Origin of the sequence: Olivibacter sp. LS-1, assembly GCF_008245145.1 — a bacterium.
Lineage (GTDB): Bacteria > Bacteroidota > Bacteroidia > Sphingobacteriales > Sphingobacteriaceae > Olivibacter > Olivibacter oleidegradans.
The window spans coordinates 3558765-3584454 of record NZ_CP041643.1 but is presented as its reverse complement, the minus strand read 5'-3'; the positions used below and the strand labels follow the sequence as shown (position 1 = coordinate 3584454).

At 40.7% G+C, this 25690-nt stretch carries 20 protein-coding genes; 12 read left to right on the top strand and 8 right to left on the bottom strand.

The window, feature by feature from the left end:
* Positions 1-12: 12 nt before the first annotated feature.
* Together FKG96_RS14640 and FKG96_RS14635 are read left to right on the top strand one after the other, a co-directional pair.
* The gene (locus FKG96_RS14640; RefSeq protein ID WP_013666627.1) at positions 13-948 is read left to right on the top strand and encodes an alpha-E domain-containing protein; all 936 of its coding nucleotides are present in this window, start codon (positions 13-15) and stop codon (positions 946-948) included.
* Positions 949-958: 10 nt separating this feature from the next.
* Positions 959-1903, top strand: coding sequence for a transglutaminase family protein (locus FKG96_RS14635; RefSeq protein WP_130857783.1), 945 nt, complete (start codon positions 959-961; stop codon positions 1901-1903).
* Here FKG96_RS14635 and kdsA read toward each other — a convergent pair whose 3' ends face one another.
* Both kdsA and recQ read right to left on the bottom strand, forming a co-directional pair.
* Positions 1904-2719: a 3-deoxy-8-phosphooctulonate synthase gene (kdsA, locus tag FKG96_RS14630; protein WP_130857784.1), complete on the bottom strand. Its 816-nt coding sequence runs from the start codon at positions 2717-2719 to the stop codon at positions 1904-1906. It lies immediately after the preceding gene.
* A gap of 142 nt (positions 2720-2861) precedes the next feature.
* On the bottom strand, positions 2862-5051 hold the full coding sequence (gene recQ / locus FKG96_RS14625; RefSeq protein ID WP_130857785.1) for a DNA helicase RecQ: 2190 nt from the start codon (positions 5049-5051) through the stop codon (positions 2862-2864).
* 96 nt (positions 5052-5147) lie between these two features.
* On the opposite strand from recQ, the gene FKG96_RS14620 reads away from it, so the two are divergent.
* Entirely contained in the window at positions 5148-6113 is a 966-nt protein-coding gene (locus tag FKG96_RS14620; RefSeq protein WP_013666623.1) for an SIS domain-containing protein, read from the top strand.
* 181 nt (positions 6114-6294) lie between these two features.
* Here FKG96_RS14620 and FKG96_RS14615 read toward each other — a convergent pair whose 3' ends face one another.
* From FKG96_RS14615 to FKG96_RS14595, 5 genes are all read right to left on the bottom strand, one after another.
* Positions 6295-7482, bottom strand: a complete 1188-nt coding sequence (locus tag FKG96_RS14615; protein ID WP_130857786.1) for a lipopolysaccharide assembly protein LapB — start codon at positions 7480-7482, stop codon at positions 6295-6297.
* 97 nt (positions 7483-7579) lie between these two features.
* On the bottom strand, positions 7580-8701 hold the full coding sequence (locus tag FKG96_RS14610) for a lipopolysaccharide assembly protein LapB (RefSeq protein ID WP_165447047.1): 1122 nt from the start codon (positions 8699-8701) through the stop codon (positions 7580-7582).
* Positions 8702-8871: 170 nt separating this feature from the next.
* A complete protein-coding gene (gyrA, locus tag FKG96_RS14605) occupies positions 8872-11460 on the bottom strand; it encodes a DNA gyrase subunit A (RefSeq protein ID WP_149105698.1) in 2589 nt (862 codons plus the stop codon).
* 177 nt (positions 11461-11637) lie between these two features.
* The gene (hemF, locus tag FKG96_RS14600) at positions 11638-12543 is read right to left on the bottom strand and encodes an oxygen-dependent coproporphyrinogen oxidase (protein ID WP_149105697.1); all 906 of its coding nucleotides are present in this window, start codon (positions 12541-12543) and stop codon (positions 11638-11640) included.
* A 17-nt stretch (positions 12544-12560) separates the two neighbouring features.
* Positions 12561-13202, bottom strand: a complete 642-nt coding sequence (locus tag FKG96_RS14595) for a DUF6266 family protein (protein WP_130857790.1) — start codon at positions 13200-13202, stop codon at positions 12561-12563.
* 897 nt (positions 13203-14099) lie between these two features.
* On the opposite strand from FKG96_RS14595, the gene FKG96_RS14590 reads away from it, so the two are divergent.
* The 6 genes from FKG96_RS14590 (at position 14100) to FKG96_RS14565 (ending at position 22328) form a co-directional block, all read left to right on the top strand.
* A complete protein-coding gene (locus FKG96_RS14590; protein WP_013666616.1) occupies positions 14100-14780 on the top strand; it encodes a response regulator transcription factor in 681 nt (226 codons plus the stop codon).
* An 8-nt stretch (positions 14781-14788) separates the two neighbouring features.
* Positions 14789-16156 (top strand): ATP-binding protein, encoded by a 1368-nt coding sequence (locus tag FKG96_RS14585; RefSeq protein WP_130857791.1) that lies wholly within the window; start codon positions 14789-14791, stop codon positions 16154-16156.
* A gap of 265 nt (positions 16157-16421) precedes the next feature.
* Positions 16422-17672, top strand: a complete 1251-nt coding sequence (locus FKG96_RS14580; RefSeq protein ID WP_168204565.1) for a TolC family protein — start codon at positions 16422-16424, stop codon at positions 17670-17672.
* A gap of 58 nt (positions 17673-17730) precedes the next feature.
* The gene (locus FKG96_RS14575; RefSeq protein ID WP_130857793.1) at positions 17731-18738 is read left to right on the top strand and encodes an efflux RND transporter periplasmic adaptor subunit; all 1008 of its coding nucleotides are present in this window, start codon (positions 17731-17733) and stop codon (positions 18736-18738) included.
* A 46-nt stretch (positions 18739-18784) separates the two neighbouring features.
* Positions 18785-19090 (top strand): DUF190 domain-containing protein, encoded by a 306-nt coding sequence (locus FKG96_RS14570; RefSeq protein ID WP_149105695.1) that lies wholly within the window; start codon positions 18785-18787, stop codon positions 19088-19090.
* A gap of 79 nt (positions 19091-19169) precedes the next feature.
* Positions 19170-22328, top strand: a complete 3159-nt coding sequence (locus FKG96_RS14565; RefSeq protein ID WP_149105694.1) for an efflux RND transporter permease subunit — start codon at positions 19170-19172, stop codon at positions 22326-22328.
* 149 nt (positions 22329-22477) lie between these two features.
* Here FKG96_RS14565 and FKG96_RS14560 read toward each other — a convergent pair whose 3' ends face one another.
* Positions 22478-23710 carry an MFS transporter gene (locus FKG96_RS14560; RefSeq protein ID WP_013666611.1) on the bottom strand — a complete coding sequence of 411 codons (1233 nt, stop codon included), beginning with the start codon at positions 23708-23710 and terminating at the stop codon, positions 22478-22480.
* A gap of 231 nt (positions 23711-23941) precedes the next feature.
* On the opposite strand from FKG96_RS14560, the gene FKG96_RS14555 reads away from it, so the two are divergent.
* The 3 genes from FKG96_RS14555 (at position 23942) to FKG96_RS14545 (ending at position 25623) form a co-directional block, all read left to right on the top strand.
* Positions 23942-24430 (top strand): DUF4442 domain-containing protein, encoded by a 489-nt coding sequence (locus FKG96_RS14555; RefSeq protein WP_013666610.1) that lies wholly within the window; start codon positions 23942-23944, stop codon positions 24428-24430.
* A 74-nt stretch (positions 24431-24504) separates the two neighbouring features.
* The gene (locus FKG96_RS14550) at positions 24505-25134 is read left to right on the top strand and encodes a helix-turn-helix domain-containing protein (protein WP_130857797.1); all 630 of its coding nucleotides are present in this window, start codon (positions 24505-24507) and stop codon (positions 25132-25134) included.
* 48 nt (positions 25135-25182) lie between these two features.
* Positions 25183-25623 carry a hypothetical protein gene (locus FKG96_RS14545; RefSeq protein ID WP_130857798.1) on the top strand — a complete coding sequence of 147 codons (441 nt, stop codon included), beginning with the start codon at positions 25183-25185 and terminating at the stop codon, positions 25621-25623.
* Positions 25624-25690 lie beyond the last annotated feature (67 nt).

Here is a 25690-nt window from a genome sequence, read left to right as displayed (position 1 = left end):
TAATCATCCGATATGTTAAGTCGCATTGCAGATTCATTATTCTGGTTAAGTAGATATATGGAGCGCGTTGAAGAAATGCTTCGTGTTGCCAGAACTCATTATATCTATTCTTTAGATAAGAACATCAACAGTGGAACATGGAAACCGATTTTGCAGGTATATACTGATTTACCGGAGGATAAGGCTCAGGTATTTGAAAACGACACCTATGCGGCACTTCATTATTTGCTGTTAGATAACAACAACGAAAATTCCGCGAAGAACATCATTCAAAAAGCACGTGAAAATGCCCGTGGTATACAAGACCATATTACTCGAGAAGTTTGGGAAGAAGTTAATTCCATTTATCATCTTATCAACCGGCCTTTCGTAAAACTAAAACTTGCTAGTGCAGACGCGTTGGAGATTATCGATTTATTTTTAAAGCACAGCATGATGTATGCAGGTGTTGCAGATGTAACGATGCAAAGAGGAATCGGATGGAACGTCATGAAGCTCGGCAAATTTGTTGAAAGAGGAATCGAAACTCTTATATTAACCGATAAACAATGTGCGCTTCATAACTACGATTTATACAAGGAACTTGATATCACCAGTTGGAGATTTCTCCTCTTATCTCTTGCGGGTTATGAAGCATATCTAAAAACCTATCGAAGCACCAAACACAATCAACAAATTCTCCATCAGGTCATCTTTAATGCGGATTTTCCACATTCGGTATTGTATTGCCTAAATCAGATTGAACGATCGTTAGCCGTACTTGTGAAGGAAAACACCAATCCTGAAGTACCTGAACTGTTACGAAGTTTCGGGCGAATTCACAGTCGCATACGCTTTATGGATCCCGCATCGCTACCATCCACGGATATCCAATCTTTCTTCTTAGAGCTTAAACGTAAGCTACAAGACTTCAACGCCAAACTCAAACTGTTATTTTTTTCCTATTAAAAGATTCATCATGGCAATATACACCATTTCCCATATCACCAGGTACACCTACGAAAATCCGGTTATTGAGAGCATTAATGAGATACGGATCTTTCCTTTCATCTGCAAAGAGCAAGAGCTGTTGAATCAAGAACTCAACATCAGCTTCTCCCCGATCCTTCATATTTATACAGATTATTGGAAAAATAAAGTCGCTACTTTTTCAATCCTACATCCGCATCAGGAGCTTATTATCGAAAATCAGTTAACAGTTCGCACCACTTCATCGAATCTAATTCAGGTAAATTTTCATAGCGGTTTTGAACAACTCCATCATGAAACAACTAACAATTTGAATTTAATTGAACTGACAAAACCGGAAAAAATACGGAATCAACACCTTATCGACGGGATTGTAATTAAATTGACAAACGAAGGTTTAAGTGTTGCTGAAACCATCGAACGATGCAGCAGTTACATTTTTAAACATTTCAAATATGTTCAGGGTATTACGGACATTGAGACGACTGTAGACGAAATATTACAGCACAAAGCAGGCGTTTGTCAAGATTTTGCGCACGTAATGCTTCAAATCTTAAGAACTTTAAAGATCCCTTCCCGATATGTAAGTGGTTACATCTGTCCAAACAAAACCGGGATGCGCGGTGAAGGTGCAACCCATGCTTGGGTTGAAGCTTATATACCACAGTTTGGATGGGCCGGTATTGACCCAACCAATAACACATGGGTAACCAATTATCACGTTAAATTAGCAATAGGAAGAAACTTCAAAGATTGCTCACCGGTTAAAGGTACTTTCCGTGGTAATTGCCATCAATCGCTTTCCGTTCGTGTATCCATTCACTATGAAGACGGAAAGCTATTCGAGCAAACGAACGCAGTAAAAAGACGCGATCCCCTGTTTATAGCCGGCTATGAAGATACCAACTTGATGGGAAACCAGCAACAACAATAGCTACCTAATCGCCTCCCTGATTCGGGTCAGTTGTATTAACAAATCTTCCAGATAATTCAGGTGCAGCATATTAGCTCCATCCGACTTAGCGTTAGCAGGATCGGGATGCGTTTCAATAAACAAGCCATCGGCGCCTACCGCTACGGCCGCTTTGGCTATGGTGCCAATCAGTTCCGGCTTTCCTCCCGTTACGCCGGATGCTTGATTCGGCTGTTGCAATGAATGCGTACAATCCATCACTACGGGAACGTTAAACGATCGCATTGTAGGGATTCCTCTGAAATCTACAATCAAATCCTGATAGCCAAAGGTATTCCCTCTATCAGTTAATATTACTTGTTGATTACCGGTTTCGATAACCTTGTCAACCGCAAACCGCATGGAATCAGCTGATAAAAACTGTCCTTTTTTAATATTAACCACTTTACCCGTTTTTCCGGCAGCGACTAACAATTCCGTTTGTCTACATAGAAAAGCAGGAATTTGCAAGACATCCACATACTCGGCGGCCATCGCGGCCTCATGTGTTTCATGAATATCAGTAACAACCGGAACGCCAAACGTATCCCGTACCTTTTTTAGGATTTTTAATGCCTTTTCATCACCTATTCCTGTGAAAGAATCAGATTTGGAACGGTTTGCCTTTCTATAGGAACCTTTGAAAATATAAGGAATTTTCAGTTTGTCAGTAATGCCTACAATTTTGTCTGCTATCGACAAAGCCATGTCTTCTCCCTCGATGGCGCATGGGCCTGCCATTAGAAAAAAATTGCCGGAATCCGTATGCTTGATCCCAGCTATTGTGTTTATTGTCATTTCTTTCGTTTTAAGTTTTAAGTTGTCAGTTGCACAAGACGCAAGCTAGCTGTAGGCTATAAGCTGTAAGCTCGCACGAGGCTAATCCTTACTCGCTAACTATATCAATCTACTATTCAACCACTCGACTTTTTACTATCGACTAATTCCCCAACTCAGACATAAATTTAATTCGCATGAGTTGTATTTCCTCAAAAGTATAGTCTTCGGTTCCTAAATCCTTTAGTGCTACGTCAATAGAGTCAACTTCAGCTGTACGGAAATAGTCGAAAACCTCATCTTGACGGTCAAGATCAATCATTTCATCGATAAAGTAGTTTAAATTCAATTTGGTACCCGAATTAACAATGGATTCCACCTCCTTTAATACATCTTCGTATGACAGCCCTTTAGCAGAAGCAATATCATCCAAACCGATCTTTCTATCAATATTTTGAATAATGGAAACCTTTAAAGCCGACTTATTAGCCGTTCCTTTAATAACCAAGTCTACCGGACGATCAATATCATTCTCCTCAACATAGCTTTTGATTAGCGAAACAAACTGACTCCCGAATTTAGCAGCCTTTCCCGCCCCTACTCCATGGATCTGTTTCAATTCGTCTAAAGTTATCGGATAATGCGTACACATTTCTTCCAGCGATGGATCTTGAAAAATAACGAATGGAGGAAGTCCCTTACTTTTTGCAATTTTCTTTCGCAGGTCCTTAAGCATCTGCAAGAGCTGTGTATCCAAAGCACCTCCACTCTGTGCCGGTGTCTCATCCCCTTCTTCGTCTGCTTTCTCCATTGGATTATTCAAGTAAAACTTAACACTATAGGGGTTTTCAATATAGTCTGCCCCCGTTTTGGTTAACTTTAGCAATCCATAATTGTCAATATCCTTGTATAAATAGTTATTCAATACCGCCTGCCTAAGCAAAGACTTCCAATAGATCACCCCTTGCTCTTTTCCAGTACCAAAAAAAGGATGAATATCATGTTTGTAAGAAGACACAGGCTGGTTATTTTGACCGATCATCACATTCGTAATATGAAAGTCATCAAATTTTTCTCCCTGTTCTTTGATAAAGGATAAAGTCTTATGCAACGATTCTTCAGCATCAAATTGCGTACGATGGCTATTACAATTATCGCACATGTTATTGCAGCCGGCCTCATTGAAGTTCTCGCCAAAGTAATGTAATATCTGCTTTCTCCTACACACAGAGGATTCGGAGTAATCGATCACCTCCTTCAATATTTGGGTACCGATTTCCCTTTCAGAAACCGGTTTATCCTTCATGAATTTAGTTAATTTTTCGATATCCTTTTCCGAATAAAAGGCAATACAAACGCCTTCCCCTCCGTCGCGTCCGGCACGGCCTGTCTCTTGGTAATAACCTTCCATGCTTTTTGGAATATCATGGTGAATAACATAACGGACATCCGGCTTGTCAATTCCCATACCAAAAGCAATGGTTGCTACAATAACTTCGACATCCTCCATCAGGAATTTATCTTGTGTCTCAGCTCTTGTCTTTGCATCCAAACCCGCGTGATAAGGAAGAGCGGAAATACCATTAATATTAAGCACTTCGGCGATCTCTTCCACCTTTTTACGACTTAAACAATAGATGATACCGGATTTGGAAGGGTTATTTTTTATAAATTTTACAATTTCCTTAACGACATTTTTCTTAGGTCGTACCTCGTAATATAAATTAGGCCGATTGAATGAGGACTTGAATAAGGTCGCATCATTCATTTGCAAATTTTTCCGTATATCAGATTGTACCTTCGGGGTGGCTGTAGCCGTCAAAGCAATAATCGGGATATTCTCCCCTATCCCGTTGATTACCTGCCTTATCTTGCGATACTCAGGTCTGAAATCATGTCCCCACTCCGAAATACAGTGTGCCTCGTCGACAGCAACAAACGAAACGGTAATTAATTTCAGGAATTCAATATTGTCTGTTTTTGCGAGGGATTCAGGTGCTACGTATAGAAGTTTTGTCTTCCCATCCAGTACATCCTGTTTAACCCTTGTAATTTCACTTTTATTGAGCGATGAATTTAGAAAATGAGCAATGCTATCTGCACCTCCAAATGCCCTTAATTGATCTACTTGATTCTTCATCAGTGCAATCAATGGGGATATAACAACAGCGGTTCCCTCACTCATTAACGCCGGTAACTGATAACATATTGATTTTCCGCCACCGGTTGGCATTATTACAAACGTGTCCTTCTTTTGCAGAATATTGGTTATTATCGCCTCTTGATCTCCCTTGAAAGTATCAAAACCAAAAAAATTCTGCAAATTGTCAAATAATGTTTTTTCTATCTCCATTGTCCTTCCGAAAAATTAAAGAAAGGCTTATGTCTATTAATGTTTAAAATAACATAAATTTGCCTTAATTCTTACTAAAATTAATAAAAAATATCCGTGAAAACCAAATCCGACATTGAAAATATTGCCATTTCCGCACTTACATTAGAAGCCGAAGCGATCAGTAAACTGACAAAAAATATCAACGAAGATTTTATCAACACCGTACATGCCATACTCGATATAAAGGGCCGCGTAATTATTACAGGAATAGGTAAAAGTGCTATCATCGCACAGAAAATTGTTGCCACCATGAACTCTACAGGAACACCGGCAATTTTCATGCATGCGGCAGACGCCATTCACGGAGATTTAGGGATGCTACAACAAGAAGATATTGTAATAGCCATCTCTAAGAGCGGAAATACTCCGGAAATTAAAGTGCTTGTACCACTGCTTAAAAATTCCAACGCAAAGATAATCGCAATGGTTGGAAATACAAAATCATATTTGGCTGAACAAGCCGATTTTATACTGGACACGACCGTGTCCAGAGAGGCTTGTCCCTTGAACCTGGCACCAACTACCAGCACAACGGCCCAGCTGGCTATGGGCGATGCGCTCGCTATTTGTCTTCTGGAATGTCGATCTTTCACAAATGACGACTTTGCTAAGTATCATCCGGGGGGTGCGCTAGGGAAACGCTTATATCTCAAAGTAACCGATTTAGCGCGCCAGAATGCAAAGCCCGAGGTGAAAAGTGATACGCCTATTAAAGCTGTCCTGGTGGAAATAACCAAAAATCGATTAGGTGCTGTTGCCGTCGTGAACGATAAAAAAATAAGTGGGATTATCACCGATGGCGATATCCGTAGAATGCTCGAGTCGAATCAGGATATCGGGAAATTAAAGGCCGAAGATATCATGGGCAATAACCCCAAGGTGATTCAATACGATGAGCTGGCCGTTCATGCACTCAATATGATGCGAAACAATCATATCACCCAATTACTGGTAGTCCGCAATAATCAATATGATGGTATTGTCCATTTACATGATCTTTTGAATGAGGGGATTATTTAGTTTGTAGATGAGTGATGAATTACGCGATGTTAGACATCGGACGTAAAACATAAGATAGGAAGTCCTGATACCTGATACTTACCTGCCCGCCGGTAGGCAGGTGTCCTGATACTTGATACTTTAATCACAAAAAAAGCTGTTCCTGATGGGGAACAGCTTTTTTTGTGATTAATGCAGCTTCTTAAAGCGCATTTAATTTATCCGTAATTTCCTTCGTTTTAGCCTCATCACCTTTTAACTGGTAATAAAAACGCATATTTTCCCAATAACCTTTCGTTTTTGGATCTAGCGTAGTAGCCTTTTCCAAATAAGGTACCGCTGTATCAGCTAAAGTATAGGCTTCTTGTAATTTGGCTTTGTATTCCGCCTCTTTATTTGTTGGAATGCTGCTGGCTGCGTTGTATATATCACGTGCCTTATTTAAAATAATAGCTGCCGCTGCACCATAGTTACGCGCGTCATCCGGTTTCGCTTCAATACCTTTCTTATACGCTTCCAATGCTTTATCAGGCTGTTTTGTGGATTCGTATGCATAACCTAAGAAGAAAGGAAGCTCCCCATTGGACGGATCCGCAGCCATTTGAGATTCAATATCCTTAATTACTTTCTCGCTATTGCCGGTAGTGATATTCAACACAATTTTCTGATTGATAATCTTTGCACTATCCGGAAACTTCGTAGCTGCCTCATCGATGTATTTAACCGCCGATGCTGTATCGCCTTTCTTTAGGTATGCATCTGATAAATTGAGGTAAGCATCCGAGCTTTTTGGAATTAACGTCTTAAATTTACTGATCGCATCATCGTATTGTTGATTATTTTGAGCAGCAATACCGGCATATAAAGTTAAAATAGAATCCCCCGGCATATATTTCAATCCATTGTTAAAGGCTGTGTAAGCAGAAGCAAAATCATTTGTTTCAAATGCTTTTACACCGTTACCTATTTCGTAATTGGCCAATAAGCTTCCAGCTCTGTCCATATTTCCCTTCAATTCCTTATCATCACTTCCTTCGTTTAAACTCTTTGCTTTTAAGAAAGCATCACCCGCTGCCTTATAAGAGGCCTCCCCTTCTGCCGCCTTTCCTGACTTTTGATTGATCATGGCATACTCTGAGTTGATCAAAGCCAAGTAAGTCCATGTTTCCGGCAAATCCTTCGTCTTTTCATGCGTGGCGGCTTTATCAATAGCTTCCTTAGCTTCACCCAGTTCTTTCATTGCCAATTCCGGCACATTCTCCACAGCACCACCGGTAAGGGTAGCAAATGAACTGTATTTACTTTTTGCTTTATTAAGCTCTCCTTTCTGCGCAAAGGCAACGGTTGAGCCCAATAAAAGTGTAGCTAATAAAATTGATTTAATTTTCATTTTTCTATAATTTGTGTTCTTAGTGATTATTATTTGTTAAGCTTCAAAGCCTCTTCCCAGGTCAGCTTATTTTAGGCGCTTCATTAGGCAATAAGCTTTAGTTCATATTCATTTGATTCAACTGACTGTTCACCCGTTCGAGCTGAACACTGTTTCCTGATTTATCAAATAGCACAGCTAAAGACTTTAAAGCATTAACAGCATTCGGGTCTATTTCGTTTGCTTTTAATAAATATTGTTGCGCTTCATACTGCTTTTCCAAATCGGAGGGGTCTTTTACAAAATCTCTTAAATACAGCAAACCGAGCTCATAATTGCTATTATAATCATCGGGGTCAAGCTCTAAAGTCCGCTTATAATAACTTTCGGCCTTCTCGCGGTCGCCCGTAATTTCATAAGCATACCCGATCAGATAGTTCAGATTAACGCTTTCGGGCTCCATAGCAATCGCCTCATCGGCTAATACTACAATGGCATCATAAGCACCGTTACCGGCATAAAGATTCAATAAAGCAAAAAGAATATCCTTATTGGTAGGAAAATATTCCCGTCCTTTCAGTAATACATTTTGTGCGGCATTATTATCGCCTTTATTTAGATGTATTTTAGCCAAAGTCAGAATATAGCTAGGTTTAGCAGATGACTTATTCTCAATAAAATCACTGTATAACTTAACAGCGTCATCCGGCCGATCCAAACGCTCACTTAATAAAGCCAAATTATGTCTTGTATTCGGCGTACTGTTATAGGCATTGACCTTTTCAAAAAGATCATAAGCCTCTTCGTAATTATTATTCGTCAGCGCACGGTTGGCTCGGATCAAATAAGCCGCCGCCAACCGTTTTTTCAAATAATTGATCTGTGCCTCATTTTCGTAATTCAGCTGTTCATCATTCAACCTGCTTAGCATGAACTCGGCTTCTTCAATGGGGTCTTTCACATACTTCTGTGTTCGGTTTGAATCAGCTACCGCCAAGCTGCTGTAAACAAGGCCCCTTAGCAAGGTGTTATTATAAGAAGCAGAATCTCTACGTTCTTTATAAGCAAGATCAGCAAACTTTCTGGCCTCTAACAAATCCTTAATATCGCCCGATTTCGTATACCGGGCAAAATTATTGTTCCCCTCTTTAAGGTTAGACTGAGCCCAGCTCAGTTGCGTACAGAAGAGAACAAGTAGCACAGTACTAGTGATGATATGTTTATATAGATCACTTTTCATTAATATGTTCTTTTTTAAAGCTCGCATCGCTTGTCAATCAGGATGTTTGCCGCTACTCAAATTTAAGGTTTACATTTGCCTTGGTTATCCTTTCTCACTTATCCGTCACTAAACACTTCAATTTCAGGCAATATGTTATTCCATATTACCTGAAACCTCGCTAAACAGGCCTATTCGTTTGTCTCGTCTTGGCCTTTATCGCTTGTAGAATTATCGACTTCTCCCTCGTTTTCTGTCGACGCATCATTCCCTACACTAGTTTCTGTGACATCAAGACCTTCTACTTCATCGTGGTCAACTTTTGTAATGGATGCAATCTGATCATTCTCTTTCAAATTAATCAAGCGAACACCTTGCGTAGCTCTTCCCATCACGCGAAGCTGACTAACTGCAATACGAATTACAATTCCAGACCGATTAATAATCATTAAGTCGTCATTATCGGTCACATCCTTGATCGCCACCAGCAGCCCTGTCTTTTCAGTTACATTAAGGGTCTTAACCCCCTTACCGCCTCTATTTGTTACGCGATAATCGTCAATATCCGTCCGCTTTCCGTAACCCTTTTCAGAAACAACCAATATCGTCGCATCATTTGTATTAACACTAATCATGCCAACAACTTCATCATCCAGCCCCGCAAGCGTTACGCCACGCACGCCCGTAGCTGTTCTTCCCATTGGACGCACCGTCGACTCATTAAAGCGAATAGCTCGGCCTGATTTTAACGCCATTACGATTTCACTGTTACCGTTTGTCAAACATGCCTCCAAAAGTTGATCACCCTCATTAATATTGATAGCGTTAATACCATTTGCTCTTGGCCGCGAGTACGCTTCTAATGATGTCTTTTTAATAGTGCCGCCTTTTGTACACATAATGATGAAATTATTCTCCAGATAATCCTGATCTTTCAAATTTTTCACCTTGATATAGGCTTTAATTTTCTCTTCTTTCGGGATATTGATGATATTCTGTATCGCTCTTCCTCTAGACGTACGGGTACCTTCCGGGATTTCGAATGCCCGCAACCAGAAACAACGACCTGCCTCAGTAAAAAAGAGCATGTAGTTATGGGCAGAAGCAGTAATGATATGCTCCGTAAAATCCTCTTCCTTCGTTGTAGACCCCAAAGAGCCCTTTCCTCCCCTCGCCTGCAAGCGGTATTCCGTTAATGGTGTACGCTTCACGTACCCCTCATGTGATATGGTGATCACGATTTCCTCATCATCGATAAAATCTTCCATCCGCATATCTTCTGCGGAGTGTACAATCTGCGAACGACGTTCGTCACCAAATTTCTCTTTGACTTCCAGCAATTCGTCCTTGATGATTTTCATTCTCAGTCCTTCATCCGCCAGTACGGATTTCAAATACTCAATGGTTTTCATCAATTCCGCATATTCCTCTTTGATTTTGTCACGTTCCAGTCCGGTTAACCTTCTGAGCGTCATATCAAGGATTGCTCGCGCTTGGATATCAGATAAACCGAATTTTTCCATTAAACCAACGCGTGCATCTTCCGGTGTTTCGGAAGAACGTATCAATTGGATAACTTCGTCCAAATGGTCAAGAGCAATCAATAAACCCTCTAATATATGTGCCCGTTTCTCGGCTTCAGCCAGCTCGAATTTGGTACGCCGTATAATCACTTCATGACGATGCTCCACGAAATGATGAATCATATCTTTAAGATTCAACAACATCGGTCGCCCGTGCACCAGTGCTATATTGTTTACACTAAAGGAAGTCTGTAAGGCAGTATATTTGAAAAGATTATTTAATACAATAGAGGCATTTGCATCTCTTTTTATATCATACACGATGCGCATACCATCTCTATCCGATTCATCCCGGATAGCAGATATTCCTTCAATTTTTTTCTCGTTAACAAGATCTGCGGTCCGTTTAATCATTTCCGCTTTGTTAACCTGGTAAGGAATTTCGGTTACGATAATGGTTTCTTTATCGTTCTTGGAAACCTCTATCTCCGCCTTAGCGCGCATGACAACTCGTCCTCTCCCCGTTTCGAAGGCATCTTGTACTCCTGCATAGCCGTATATAACGCCTCCCGTAGGAAAATCAGGCGCTTTAATATGCTGCATAAGCTCGGCAACGGTAATGTCACGATTGTCAATGTAAGCGACTGTCCCATCAATTACCTCGCTCAGATTGTGAGGTGCCATATTGGTTGCCATACCAACGGCAATACCTGATGCACCATTCACCAATAGATTCGGAATTTTGGTCGGCAGAACCGTTGGTTCCTGAAGCGAATCGTCAAAGTTTAATTGGTAATCAATGGTATCTTTATTTATATCAGCCAGCATTTCCTCGGCAATCCGCTTTAACCTGGCTTCCGTATAACGCATCGCTGCGGGGCTATCTCCGTCAATGGATCCAAAGTTTCCCTGGCCGTCTACCAGTGGATAACGGAGACTCCACTCCTGGGCCATCCGTACCATTGTATCATAAACAGACGAGTCGCCATGTGGGTGATACTTACCCAATACATCCCCTACAATACGAGCTGATTTTTTATAAGGTTTTCCACTGGTAACCCCTAAGTCCAACATCCCATATAAAACCCTTCTATGGACGGGCTTCAAGCCGTCCCGAACATCTGGTAGGGCTCTTGAAACAATAACCGACATCGAGTAATCGATGTAGGCAGATTTCATTTCCTCTTCTATACTAATAGGTATGATCCGGTCGTTAGCCGGCACCAAATTATCGTCATTTTCTGTTTCGTCAGCCATACTTGTTTAGTCCGTTAAAAAAAAGTTTCGCTTTAGTGCTTGCGAAAATAATAAAAATCTTTGAGAATTGACCACCGTGACACGGGGGTGTCAATAACGAAGATTGCCGTTTTTCCGTTTATTCCGTCTCGCCTTGTATTGGTAAGTGGCATTCCTTTCTTTCCTATTGCCATGCTACTAATGGCTTCCTACCCAGTCAATATCCTTTTTTAAAAGCCGTAGTGTTTTCTCCTCTTCGGAACCTGTCTTTGGCTGGAAATTGTAAACCCAATTTGCCTGAGGCGGTAAACTCATAAGAATAGATTCAATCCGTCCATTGGTCTCCAAACCAAACTTGGTACCGGAATCATACACTAAGTTAAACTCAACATACCTGCTTCTCCGGATAAACTGCCAATCTTTTTCGTTTGGGGTAAAGGCTTTGTTTTGATTTCGTTTGATCAGTTCCGCATAAATAGGTACGAAACCTTCGCCGAGTCTTTTGGAAAATTCGAAGAGTTGGTCATAGCTTAGCTTGCTATTATCGGGTTGCAAACGATCATAGAAAATGCCGCCAATACCACGTGTTTCATTGCGGTGCTTTATAAAGAAATAATCATCTGCCCATTTTTTGAACCGAGCATAAAAATCCGTTTGAAATTGATCACAGATATCTTTTAATCGTTTATGAAAAAACGCAGCATCTTCGGAAATCACATAATGCGGTGTTAGGTCTATCCCCCCTCCAAACCACCTTGTTTGCTCATTTAGTTCGAAGTAACGGATATTCATATGGATAATAGGAACCCAAGGATTTTTGGGATGAATGACAATAGAAACACCCGTTGCAAAAAAATCGTCTTCCTGCACATCAAAAGCAGCCTTTATTTTCTCCGGCAACTTACCGTGCACCGCGGAGAAATTCACTCCTCCCCGTTCGATTACGTTTCCATCCTGTATGATGCGGGTGCGTCCGCCACCCCCACCCTCTCGTGTCCAACGTTCTTCTTCAAAAAACGCTTTCCCATCCGCTTCCTCTAAGCCCTTACAGATAGTATCTTGAATCTGTTGGTAGGAAGCGACAATTTCTTCTTTACTAAACATGCGGCAAAGATAAGGATTTAGCTTTCTATTACGCCACAATAAACGCTATTGGATATGGCATCGTTCATCACATTTATAAATGCGATATACGAATGAATTCTTACCGCATTCGGATAATTTGATTCAGATAAGTCAAACTCCAACAAGTCTTCTCCTGAATCGCCATAAACAAGACCATAGCTGGCATTCATATATTCCCGATCTTCTGTGAAGGCAAATAAAAGTGTACGTACTTTAGTAGGCGCAGCCACCGCATCCCACTTAAAATGAAGCGTACCTTCGACGTAGGCAACGGATGGATTGGTTGGGGTAATTAATAGACCCTTTGAAACAAGAAGTTTCTCATAATCGATCTTGAGATCAGGATAGCTACCTGTTATTGCGTACTTTTTATTATAACTCATCGCGGCATTAAATGCAGACATATTCCTTGCTTTCGCTTCAAGTTGAAAACCTAAATCAATAAAATTTTTGCTATCCTGAAGGAATTTCTGCATGATACGCATGCGCTCACGATTCGCTAATTCCTTTTCTGAGGGAGGCGATGTACGCTTTTTGGGCAAACCTCGCATTACGGGTATCCCTCTCCATTCGTAACCAATAACACTGCCTACTTTACCAAAAAAAGAACCGTTTATGCCATTTTTTATAATCGCCATAATCATTTGATTTATAGTTGTTCCTACGAATATACCTGTTTTTACCCAGTGTTTATCATAAAAAAATAAATAGCTATTATTTCATAGGTATATTTTAAGGAATTTTCCCTATAAAGTCCCTATTATGTCCCTATTATTTTCTTATTATGTTATAGTTAATATGGATTCAAAATTTACCCCTTAAGATCCCCTTGTGGAGTCGTTAAAGAATGATTTCACTATACATTGATATTACGTTTATCATTTCCAGTCAAAGTTTATCACCGATATGTAGCAAATGACTGAAAATCAAGATATAACTAATTCAAGAAACAAAAGACGATCGGCACGACTTGTAATTCATTATGAATCAGTTTACCTTTGTGTCATCATAATTTAGGTTTATAATTGGTTAGTAAAAGTCCCTCAATCTCCCCGATTGAGGGCTTTTTTGTTAATAAGCAGTAAGTCATAGACCCTGAGCTTTTAGCTCCCACGACATTATTATTTACTCTCTGTTTATTTCGGAGGTATTCTGAACTCTCTTTGTTCGGTTATCAAATTGGCTAATTGTCAAGCTATAAGCCATAGGCAATAAGCCTTAAGCTGTCAGCAATCAGCTTTCGGATATCAGCTTTGGTTAGTGCCAACGCAAAACTACTGTTATTAATATGGCCGTACACTATAAGCAGCGGGCATTAGGTCGCGCCAGCCCATCATCACATCGGTTCGTCATCACATTGGCTAATTGATAACTCCCCTACTCAACTACTCCTCTACTCGCCCATTTAACCAATCTCACAGACACAACCCAAAATTCATCATTCAACACGAATAAAACCTACTCAACGATTCAGCAACTCAACTATTCACAAATCCAAATTTTAGTTAAGTTTGTAACGAATAAACCCCGGGATAATGCATATTCTTATCATTGAAGACGAATCGCGTATTGCTCAATTACTTCAACGCGGGTTGGAGGAACTGGGATACAAAACTACCGTGGCCTATGATGGTATACTGGGTAAAAAGCTGGTATGGCAACAGGCTTACGACCTGATTATTATGGACATTATCCTTCCTAAAATCAACGGCATAGATCTATGCCGCGAGATTAAAGAAAGCTACCCGGATTTGCCTATTATTATGCTCACAGCCTTAGGAACAACAGACGATAAATTGGAAGGTTTTGATGCAGGGGCTGACGATTACCTGGTTAAGCCGTTTGATTTTAGAGAATTGGAGGCCAGAATCAGGGTTTTGCTTAAAAGGGGCTCCGCTAGCAATTCAGCAAGTACTGCTATATTAAAGGCGGGCGAACTGGAAATGAATTTACATACGCGGATCGTAAAACGGGGCAACGTTGAGATCAATCTCACGCCGAAAGAGTTCAAACTGTTAGAGTATATGATCCGCAACAAAGGAAGAGTTCTCCCGCGCGTTGAAATAGCAGAAAAAGTATGGGATACCACTTTTGACACGGGGACTAATTTTATTGATGTATACATCAACTATTTGCGTAACAAAATTGACAAAGCTTTTGAAGAAAAATATATACATACCAAACCGGGAATGGGGTTTATTTTCAAGACTGAATAAGCATCGAGATGAAAATCAGGAATAAATTAACCCTCTTATATTCGCTTCTGTCGGCCGGCGTCCTTTTAGTCTTCGCTTTGTTCTTTTACCTTTCCTTTGCAAATGATCAAAAAGACGAGTTTTACAATCAGATCAAACAGCACGCCATTACAAAAGTTTATTTTCTGTTCGATCTGAATATCAAACCGGAAGTGCTGCAAACGATATATGCTAATAATACCCGAAGGGTAATTAACGAAGAGGTGGCTATTTATGATGAATCGTATCGACTCATCTATCACGATGCCGAGAACAAAGACATTGTAAAAGAAACACCCCAATTGCTCGACTCAATTGTTAAAAATAGCGAAATCAGGTACAAATACAATAACTACTATGTTACGGCTTTTACACTTACACACAGCAATAAAACCTATATCATTACAGCGGCCGCAATCGATCGTTATGGCGAAGAAAAGCTGAACACGATACTGGAATATTTAGCTATTGCCTTCTGCCTCTCCCTGTTGTTGATCGTCGTTGCCGGTCGCTTTTCAGCAGAACAAGCGTTAAAACCCGTTTCAGATATGGTGGAGAATGTGGAGGAAATTACAGCCAGCAATTTAGATTCCAGAATCAACGTTGGCAGTGGCAAAGATGAATTGGCAGAATTAGCGATCACTTTTAACGAAATGCTTAATCGATTGGAGAAATCCTTCAACGCCCAGAAAGAGTTTGTATCCAATATTGCTCATGAAGTGAGAACGCCCTTATCAACGATCATCACAGAACTGGAACTATCCTCCAACAAACCAAGAAGCATTGAACAATATCAACAGACTATTCGACTAACTCTTAAAGATGCACAAACACTAGCTAAGCTGACAACAAGCTTACTGGATCTTGCAAAAGCAAGTTACGATCCCACCCAAATATCCTTCAAAGCCCTTCGGATCGACGAGATTCTATTGGACGCAAAGCATCAATTGGAAAAACAGGCTCCTTCCTATCATATTACAATTGATTTCACGGAGATTCCGGACGGCGAAGACGAAATCACCATTAGTGGAAACAACTATCTTCTACAGGTCGCTTTTACGAATGTCATGGAAAATGCATGTAAATTTTCGGAAGATCAAAGTTGCGAGGTGAAGATCTCCTACCAAAATAATCATGCAATCATTGATTTTATTGATCACGGCACCGGTATTTCCGACGAAGACCTGCATAAAATTTTTATCCCTTTTTATAGAGGGCAGAATAAAAATCACTCCAGCGGTCATGGTATTGGCATGGCGCTCTCTCAACGGATTATTAATCTTCACCATGGAGAAATAAGTGTATTTTCAATCTTAGGTAGCGGCACTCGGTTCGAGGTTAAGTTACCGCATGTTTAATAGGCTATAGGCTTTAAGCAGTACGCTTGAGGCATGAGCCAGTGCCACTACAACTTTTTAGCCATCGGAAATCAGCAATCAGCTTTCGGCTTTATAGTAAGCATTAAGCTATACGCAGTATGCTTTAAGCCCGCACGGGACTTTTCCTACTCAAATATTTAACTACTTAACCCCTTCTAATATTTTTCTAATAAAAATATAAAAGCTTTCTAACCGCTCGTCAGACACACGTTTTCCAACTTTGCATGGAAATAATATCATGATTATGCAAAGATTTTTTTGGATGATTGGAGTTTTGTGCTTTTATGGTTTAGGTGCAGCCAATGCGCAAAGCATTAGCTTAAGGGACGCACTTTATATTGCGAAAACGCAAAACCCAAATTTAAAAACCGAGCTTTATCAAATTAAGGCAGCGCAGGCAGACAGCACCACTGCCGCATTACGGCCTAATCCATCCTTTCACAATGAAACCATTCAGCTCACGCAAGGCAAAAACTTTGCACCCCGTACCTCGTGGTCTGATCCGTTGAATCGTCAATCGCTTTTTACACTTACCAAACCCTTTCAGTTGGCAGGTCAGCGCCAAAAAAAAATTGATTTAGCAAAAGAGCAAATTGATTTATCGAATAAGAATTATCAGGAAACAGAACGAGGGGTATTTGCGGAGGTTGCTTCCAAATGGATGGAAGTTTACACCGCTCATAAGCAATTAGATATTCTGAAAATAGCCAAAAGTAATATCGATTCGCTCAGTGATATTAACAAGGTGCGACTTAAAAACCAGGTGATAACGCAAACCGATTTTATGCGTACGCAACTCTTGGCAAAAGAATATGAACTAAAGGTTAAAAGCGCTGAACAGGACCTGAGCAACCGACTGATGGAACTCAGTTATTTAATCGGATCGCAAGTTAATGATATCGATATTTCAGATCAATTTGCTTTAAAGGGCGATCTAGGCTTGGACTCACTACTGCAAGAGGCACTTGCTAATCGATCCGACATAAGAGCCGCGCAGTCATTGATTAATGTGTCTAATAAGAATATTTCCCTGCAACGAAGCCTCGCGGTACCCGTTCCTGAATTTGGATTTATGTGGAACCCACAAAACACGATTAATTATGCAGGCTTTACCGTATCCTTTGACCTTCCCTTGTTTTCCCGAAATCAGGGTGAAATCAAAAAGGCATATATCCTTAAGGATCAGTCAGAACAACAATATGCAGCGATAAAAAGTAAAGCGCAAACAGAATTGATGACAGCCTATGCCAGTTATCAAACACAACGACAAAACACGCATAAATTTACGGATGGACTGCTTAAACAAGCAGAGCATATATTAGCCAACGTTAAATATGCCTATCTCCGAGGAGGTACCACGCTGATCGACTTTTTAGAAGCACAACGTAGCTGGCTCGAAACACAACAACAATATTATGATGCCTTGCAACTCTACAGGCAAAGTTACATTCAATTACTGTATGCAAGTGGCTTAATCGGTCAGTTGGCTGGCTGATTTGATCATTCAACGAAAAAACAAGCCGAAATAAAATAAACAAACGAATTATTTAGCGATGAAACCGATTTTATATGTAATAGTATCCACCTTCTTGTGGACAGCATGCGCTTCGCATGAAGACAGTAAACTGGAACGTATTGAAGCACCCATTTTAAGTAATAATGGGCAAACGATCAGCTTTAAGGATAGTACAATGAGGCACTTCTTTCAAACAGAGCCGGTTTATGATGGTTCTGTAACCGCCTCGTATACTGCTCCGGGAAAAATTGCCGCCACCGTCGTAGCTTCTGTAGCCGGTGCATCCCAAAATGTGGTACTTTTTGACAATCCCGACTTAGCCGCCAGTTATACGGCGTTAGCACAACACCAAACCAATATTCATCAGATTCAGCAAATTAATCTGAAACAGAAAGAAATCGAATTGGACCGAGCTTCAGATCTATTGAACCACGGGGCAGCAACGGGCCGTGATGTATTGGAAGCGCAGACAGCACTTTCCCTCGAAAAAAGCAACCTCGCTAATGAAAAAGCATCACTCATTCAGTATGAAGCAAACTTGAAACAAGGCGGTTTTGATCCGACTGCGCTTCGAAAAGCACCGGCCGGTAAAGCATACGTGATATGCGATATTCCGGAAAACCAAATTAGCAATATTCATGAGGGAGCCGCTTGCGAGGTGTTGTTTTCTGCCTATCCGGATAAAACTTTCAAAGGACAGGTAGAAGACATTGCAGATGTGGTTGATAACGCCACGCGAATGGTTAAGCTGCGCATAAGCTTGCTTGATAATAGTAGCTTACTGAAAGCTGGCATGTTTGCACAGGTGCTGTTCGATCTGAAGAATGTTGGAAACCATATGACCGTCAGCAAAGAATCCTTAGTAACAGTAGATGGCAAAGATTATGTTTTTATCGTTGCAGGTAATGGTGTATTCAAAAGACAAACTATAACTACAGGACAACAGATAGGCGAACGCCTGGTCGTCTTGCAAGGCTTAGAAAAAAATGACCAGGTAGTAACAAAAGGAGCGATCCAACTTAAGGGGCTTTCCTTCGGATATTAATGGTTATTTCTGACAACCGTAACAATGAATAACTAATAACAAAAGCATGGTACAGGCACAGATTTTCATTAACAAAAACGAATTTTTAGGAGGTCAACCTCTTTATGAATTTATTATGCAATTTCTAATCAAACATCAGGTAAAAAGCGCTACTGCTTTTAACGGAAGTTTGGGTTATCTACAGGGCAGTCACCTAAGTAGGCCTAATGATCTTTTCAGTTTTGACGAGGTGCCCTTGCTCATCACTTTTATTGACAGCGAAGAAAAGATTAAAGAAGTACTTAAGTCATTGCGCACCGTTACTCAATCGGGCTATGTGATCATTCATAATGTGAAAGAATGGTCAGAATAATAGTTTATGATCTAGCTATCAACACCATGAAAGTAATTGAGCAATCAGGTTGCAACTAAAGGCCAACAAAGACAGAAAAATGATCAGGAATTTATTAATATTCTCATTAAAAAACCGTTGGACCGTAGTCGCCATCGGTATCATACTCATGGCAGTAGGATACTACTGCTTTACGCAACTTAAAATAGAAGCGTACCCAGATATTGCTGATACCAACGTAATTGTGGTTGCCCCATTCCCGGGAAGAGCGGCGGAGGAGGTAGAACAGCAAGTAACCGTTCCAATTGAACGCGCTTTGCAAAACACTCCCAATGTGCTGGATCGGAGAAGTAGAACTATCTTCGGATTGAGTGTAGTACAGCTCACCTTTAAAGATGGTACGGACGACTACTTCGCCCGTCAACAGGTGATGGAACGCTTGGGTTCTATTGAGTTACCTGATGGCGTCACCCCCGAGCTGGCACCACTCTCCACTGCCGTTGGTGAGATCATGCGCTACGTTGTAGAAGCGCCGCCGAGTTTTACGCCAACGCAACTACGCGACTTACAGGATTGGGTTATTAAACCGGCTTTATTACAAACGCCAGGCATTGCTGATGTCACCACTTTCGGTGGTCCGATGAAACAGTTCCATATTTTTGCTTCTCCTGAAAAACTGCGTAAATACGATCTAAGTATAGCAGACATTGAAACAGCCGTTGATAATAATAATCAAAACACCGGCGGAAATATTATAAACCGTGGTGGCCAAGGTTTTGCCGTACGAGGCCTAGGGGCTATCAAATCGGAGAATGACATCTTAAATATCGTATTGAAATCAGTAAATGGTATGCCCATTTTTGTACGGGATGTCGCCAATGTTGAGGTTGGTCCTCCTCCCCCCAATGGTGTTTTAGGTTATACCGTCACAACAGACAGTTTAGATGTAAGCAATGGCGTAGAAGGTGTTGTGCTTTTACGTCGCTATGAAAATCCAAGTGATGCTTTGGCGCTTTTGAAGCAAAAAATGGCTGAGGTACAGGCGCATGATCTACCCGAGGGCGTCCGTATTAGGCCGCTCTATGACCGAAGCTTTCTCATCAATCACTCGCTGGAGACGGTAGCACATACACTTTTTGAAGGGATAAGCATTGTAATCATCCTCCTCATCTTTTTTCTTGGGAGTGTGCGTAGCGCGTTGGTAGTAGCCTTAACAATTCCTTTTTCTCTTTTGTTCGCCTTCATTCTGATGCGCCTAACCGGTATTCCTGCGAACTTACTTTCGCTCGGAGCGATTGATTTTGGAATTATTGTGGATGGAGCTTGCGTCATGGTGGAGCATCTCATTCGAAAGTATCGAACCGCCACAGCAGAAGAAAAGAAGGAAGGAATCATTAAAATCACCCTTTCTTCGGCACAGGAAGTAGGTAGGGAAATTTTCTTTTCGGTTACCATTATTATTTTGGCTTACATGCCCATCCTATTAATGACAAGGGTTGAAGGAAAGCTGTTTTCACCAATGGCCCTAACCTTGGCGTTTGCAGTAATAGGCTCCATGTTGGCAGCGCTCACAATTATCCCAGTGTTGATTTCCTTTGTTTACCACAAAGCGCTGAACAACGAAGAGAAACCATTGAAAGAACATCGTAACAAACTATTGGAGTTTCTGGAGAAGTTATATGGCAAAACCTTGCAAAAGTTTATTTCGCAATATAAGCGCACCGTAATCGTAGGCTTTTTCCTGGTTGCTATTTGTATTCTAGCTGGTGCTAAATTAGGCTCAGAGTTTCTACCTTCGTTAGACGAAGGTTCCATCTTTTTAAGAGGTAATTTTCCATCCGGTATTAATATTCAGGAAAATGCGAAATATGCACCACTCATTAGAAAGGTAATTTCCAGGTATCCGCAAGTTGCTTTTGTTATTACGCAAACAGGGCGCAACGACGACGGAACCGATCCGTTCCCCGCTAATAGAAATGAAATTCTGGTCGGGCTCAAAGACTATAAGCTTTGGAGTGATACCATAGCGAAGTCGACCTTGGTTAACAACATCAAGGCTGATCTATCCAAAGCTTTGCCAAGCGTTAGTTTTTCCAGCGGCCAACCCATTATTGATCAGGTAATGGAAATTGTTACCGGCTCGGCGGCGGATCTGGCGGTATCCATCGTTGGAAACGATCTGCATCTTATGCGGCAAAAGGCGGATAGTATCGCAAATATTGCAAGAAATATGCAAGGCAGCGAATCCGTTAATATCGAACAAGAGGGACCGCAGGAGCAAATTGCCGTTAATATAAACCGCGAGAATGCTGCAAGGTTTGGCATTAATATTTCCGATATCCAAAACATGATCGAGGCCGCAATCGGCGGCAAAACCATTTCTGAAATATACGATGGTACGAAACGCTATGATATTGTTGTTCGCTATTTACCCCAGTATAGAGATAACATTGATGCGTTAAAAAATCTATTGGTCACTTCAGCAACCGGTAACTTGGTCCCGATGAGCCAGCTTGCTGAAATCGGTTTTATCGAAGGGCAAACCAATATTTATCATTATGGAAGCAAACGCATGATCACCGTTAGAACGAATATTGAAGGAAGAGACCAGGTGAGTTTTGTAAAAGAACTACAGAAAAAAATTGGTGCACAAGTGCATATTCCAAAAGGATACGACCTTATTTATGGAGGACAATACGAGAATCTGGAAAGAGCCGGTAAACAGTTGTTGTTTACCATTCCGTTGACCATTGGACTCGTATTTGCTTTTCTATATCTGCTTTACAGAAACTTCAAGGATACCTTGCTCACGATGAGTTGTATTCTGTTTGCCTTAGGCGGTGGCATTGTAGCGCTATTGCTGAGGGGTTACTACTTTAATGTCTCGGCAGGTGTAGGCTTTGTCAGTATCTTCGGAATCTCTGTAATGGCAGGCGTATTGATCGTGTCGGCACTCAATAGAAACTTTAGTAACCTCTCTACTTATGCGTTGCCTATTGAAGAACAAAAGGCCGTCATATTGACTACTTCAAAGGGACAGCTGCGGGCGGTATTGACCATTCTGGTGGTCGCAATCATTGGCTTGTTTCCGGCAGCCACTTCCAGCGGTATTGGATCGGACGTTCAACGTCCATTGGCAACTGTCATCATTGGTGGCTTAACCAGTACCCTTGTATTTGCTCCGCTCTTGATTCCTCCCTTATTTTGGTGGACAAGCCGTAGGAAGTTTGGTTCAAAGCACAAGTTGGAAAATAGTTGAATAGTTAAGTGGTTGAGTCGTTGAGTTGTTGAATAATAGCAGTTGCAATGAGAGTGGGCACTGGCCTAAGTCTAACACACCCTAAACCTTACACCCTAAAACCTGTCGATAGGCTGATACCTGATAGCTGACAGCCTATCGGCTATAAGCTATTCTTCCAAATAATTCAAATCCTTATCGAAGCTCTCTTTCAATTGGCTTAGTGCGAACATGGCAATGGCGCTCAATAAAACAACCATAATGGTTGCCGCAATGATAATATCGAAGCGATGGACAAACCATTCAAATAAAAAAGTGCTTGGAACGAGTGCGCCACGGACAAAGTTAGGTGCCGTGGTAGCAACCGTTGCTCTTAAATTAGTGCCAAACTGTTCGGAGGCTATCGTAACAAAAGTAGCCCAATATCCGACCGAGAAACCCATAAAAAAGGCTAACCAAACGAATTTTTGAGCGGTAATACCACTGCTCATTAAATACCACAGCGAACTGATGATGATCAACAGTTGGAAGAAAAATACCGCCTTCTTTCTCGACTTTGTCAGCTGGGCATATAACCCGGCGAAGATGTCACCGAGTGAAATACCAATGTAAGCGTACATAATTCCCTTACCCGCACTAAGTGTTTCCGTAGCACCCAAGGCAACGCCAAATTCGGGCGCCTGCGTAATCAGTATACCTACTACAAACCAAATAGGTAACCCGATAAGCATGCAATAAAGATACCGCAAGAAGCGCTCTCTATTCTCAAAAAGCATGAAGAATTTTCCCTTTAAAACATTTTTTTGTGCGGTATCGGTAAACATTCCTGATTCGAAAGTTCCAACACGCATCAGCAATAGCAATAGCCCCATACCACCACCAACCAAATAAGCATTTCGCCAGTTGAAATGTTCAGCAACATAAAAGGCTGCTATGGCTCCTAATACACCGATACCGGCTATAAGCATCGTCCCATATCCCCTTTTGTCCCTTGGCATACTCTCACTAACTAAGGTGACTCCGGCTCCCAGCTCACCTGCCAAGCCAATGCCTGCGATAAAACGAATCCAGGCGTAGCTATGTATATCGTTCACAAAGCTATTGGCCATATTGGCCAGTGAATAAAGCAAAATTGACCCGAACAATACCCTTACTCTGCCAAATTTATCACCGATAATTCCCCACAGTAAGCCTCCCAGCAATAATCCGATCATTTGCATATTAAGAACGTATTCACCGTCTGTACGCATATTTTCCAATGGCACCCCTATATCCTTAAAACTTTGTACTCTAACGATTGAAAAAATAACTAGATCGTAGATGTCTACAAAATAACCCAGGGAAGCTACCAAAACCAACAACCAAACTTTAGTGGTTTGTTGTTTATTATGCTGTTCTATCATCAAGAATGGTCTATTGAAAATACGGGGCTAAAATATAAATTTTATTGAATTAAAATTTGCTTAGACTTTTATTTACCCCCGATTTCACTTTGCCCGAGACAGAACGAAAACCCTCATTTTATACAACTCCTCCTAGATAGTTTATTTAAAATTATGGCTAATGTAAAATTCTTTTTATCTTAGCCTCAAGCTACTTCCGCTAGCGATGTCAAACACGCATTTAGCTAATACATGAAGGTCTCAGAGCGTACATTAAAATGGGTAATGCGTTTATATCCCCCCCTCCTTTTTCAACGAATTTGGGTTCAGAGATTTCATAGAGATTTTAAAGGTGTTGATGTAAAGATTCTATATAGCATACTGAACAAAAATTATAATTCCTCTATATTTGGGGGAACGATTTATGCGGCCGCCGATCCTTTTTTTGCGTTGTTGTTCGATCAGATTTTTCGACGTAAAGGATACAAAACACGGGTATGGCTAAAGAGTGCTTCTATTGATTACATAAAACCCGGTCGCGGAACGCTTTATTTCCAAATCCGGCTAACTGATGATGCAATCGAAGAGGCGCAGCAAACACTGGATATGACCGGTAAATTTATACAGAAATTTATGCTGGATATCGTCGATAAAAATGGGGAGCTTTGTGCAAAGGTGATGAATGAAGTTTATGTGAGAAATCTAAAATATAATAAGGAACAACCTACGGTTGCATACTAATGCCTATGTTTTAGCATCTGAAAATCCTATATGAGCATTGAAATTCCGTTTTTTAATCAATTTACATTACTAAAATGAGGCTAAAGGCAACAATACTACAAGGTGAAGGTGAACAACTCGATTTTAAGAATAAAATCAGCAATGAAAACAAAATCGCAAAGACATTGGTTGCTTTTGCTAATAATAAAGGTGGAAAATTGCTTATCGGCGTTGCTGATGACGGCCATATAATCGGTGTAAAAAACGAAGACGAAGAGCGATTTATCTTAGAGCGCGCAGCTTATCGATATTGTAAACCGGCGGTCGAAATCAAATTTGATGAAACATTTGTTGACGACAAGCTGGTTCTTATCGCCGAAATACCTGAAAGCGACGTAAAACCACATTACGCCTTGGGAGATGATGGCAAATGGTGGGTTTACATACGTGTAAAAGATAAAAGTATACTAGCAGGAAAAGTAGTAGTGGATGTATTGAAAAGACATGGAGAATCAGAAGGGGTACTGATTACGTATACCGATAAAGAAAAACAGTTACTCACTTTTCTGAATGAAAAACAAAAGGTTGCACTGATAGATATTTGTAAACATCTAAAATTATCGCGAAGAAAAACGCAACGACTGTTAGTGAACATGATATTGGCAGGCATTGTCAAGGTTGATACCACAAAAGAAGCGGAATTCTATATGCCCACAGCTATTTAATAGGAAACTTAATTCACGGATTTGTCAGAACTAAACAACATATAACAAATGAAATTATATATATTCCTTTCACTAACATTAGGTGTTGTCACGTCGTCATGCAATAACGCCGGCAACAAAAATTTACAGTTACAAGAAGAAGTGATCGCTGTTCATGATTCAATTATGCCAAAAATGGGCGCATTAGTGCGCGACAATTTAAAAGTAGGCATTCTACTCACAAAAATGGATAGTCTAAAACAGGTAAATCCAGCACTTGATACTGCACAAGAGAAAGATAAATTGCTTAAGTTACAATCAAAACTGACCGAAGCAAACGAAGAAATGACCGATTGGATGCATAATTTTGAGCCCGCTCAGGAGGACAAAAAAGCGGAAGAGATGGCATCCTATTTACAAAACGAACTGGCAAAAATAAAGGCGCTTAAAGAGAAGTTTGCAACGGCCGAAAGTGAAAGCCGTGAGATTCTTTCCAAGTACAAACCTTAACAACAAGTAGGCAATAAACCTACCATGAAGCGGTAGGCTATCCATTGCCTAAAAATAATCATAACAG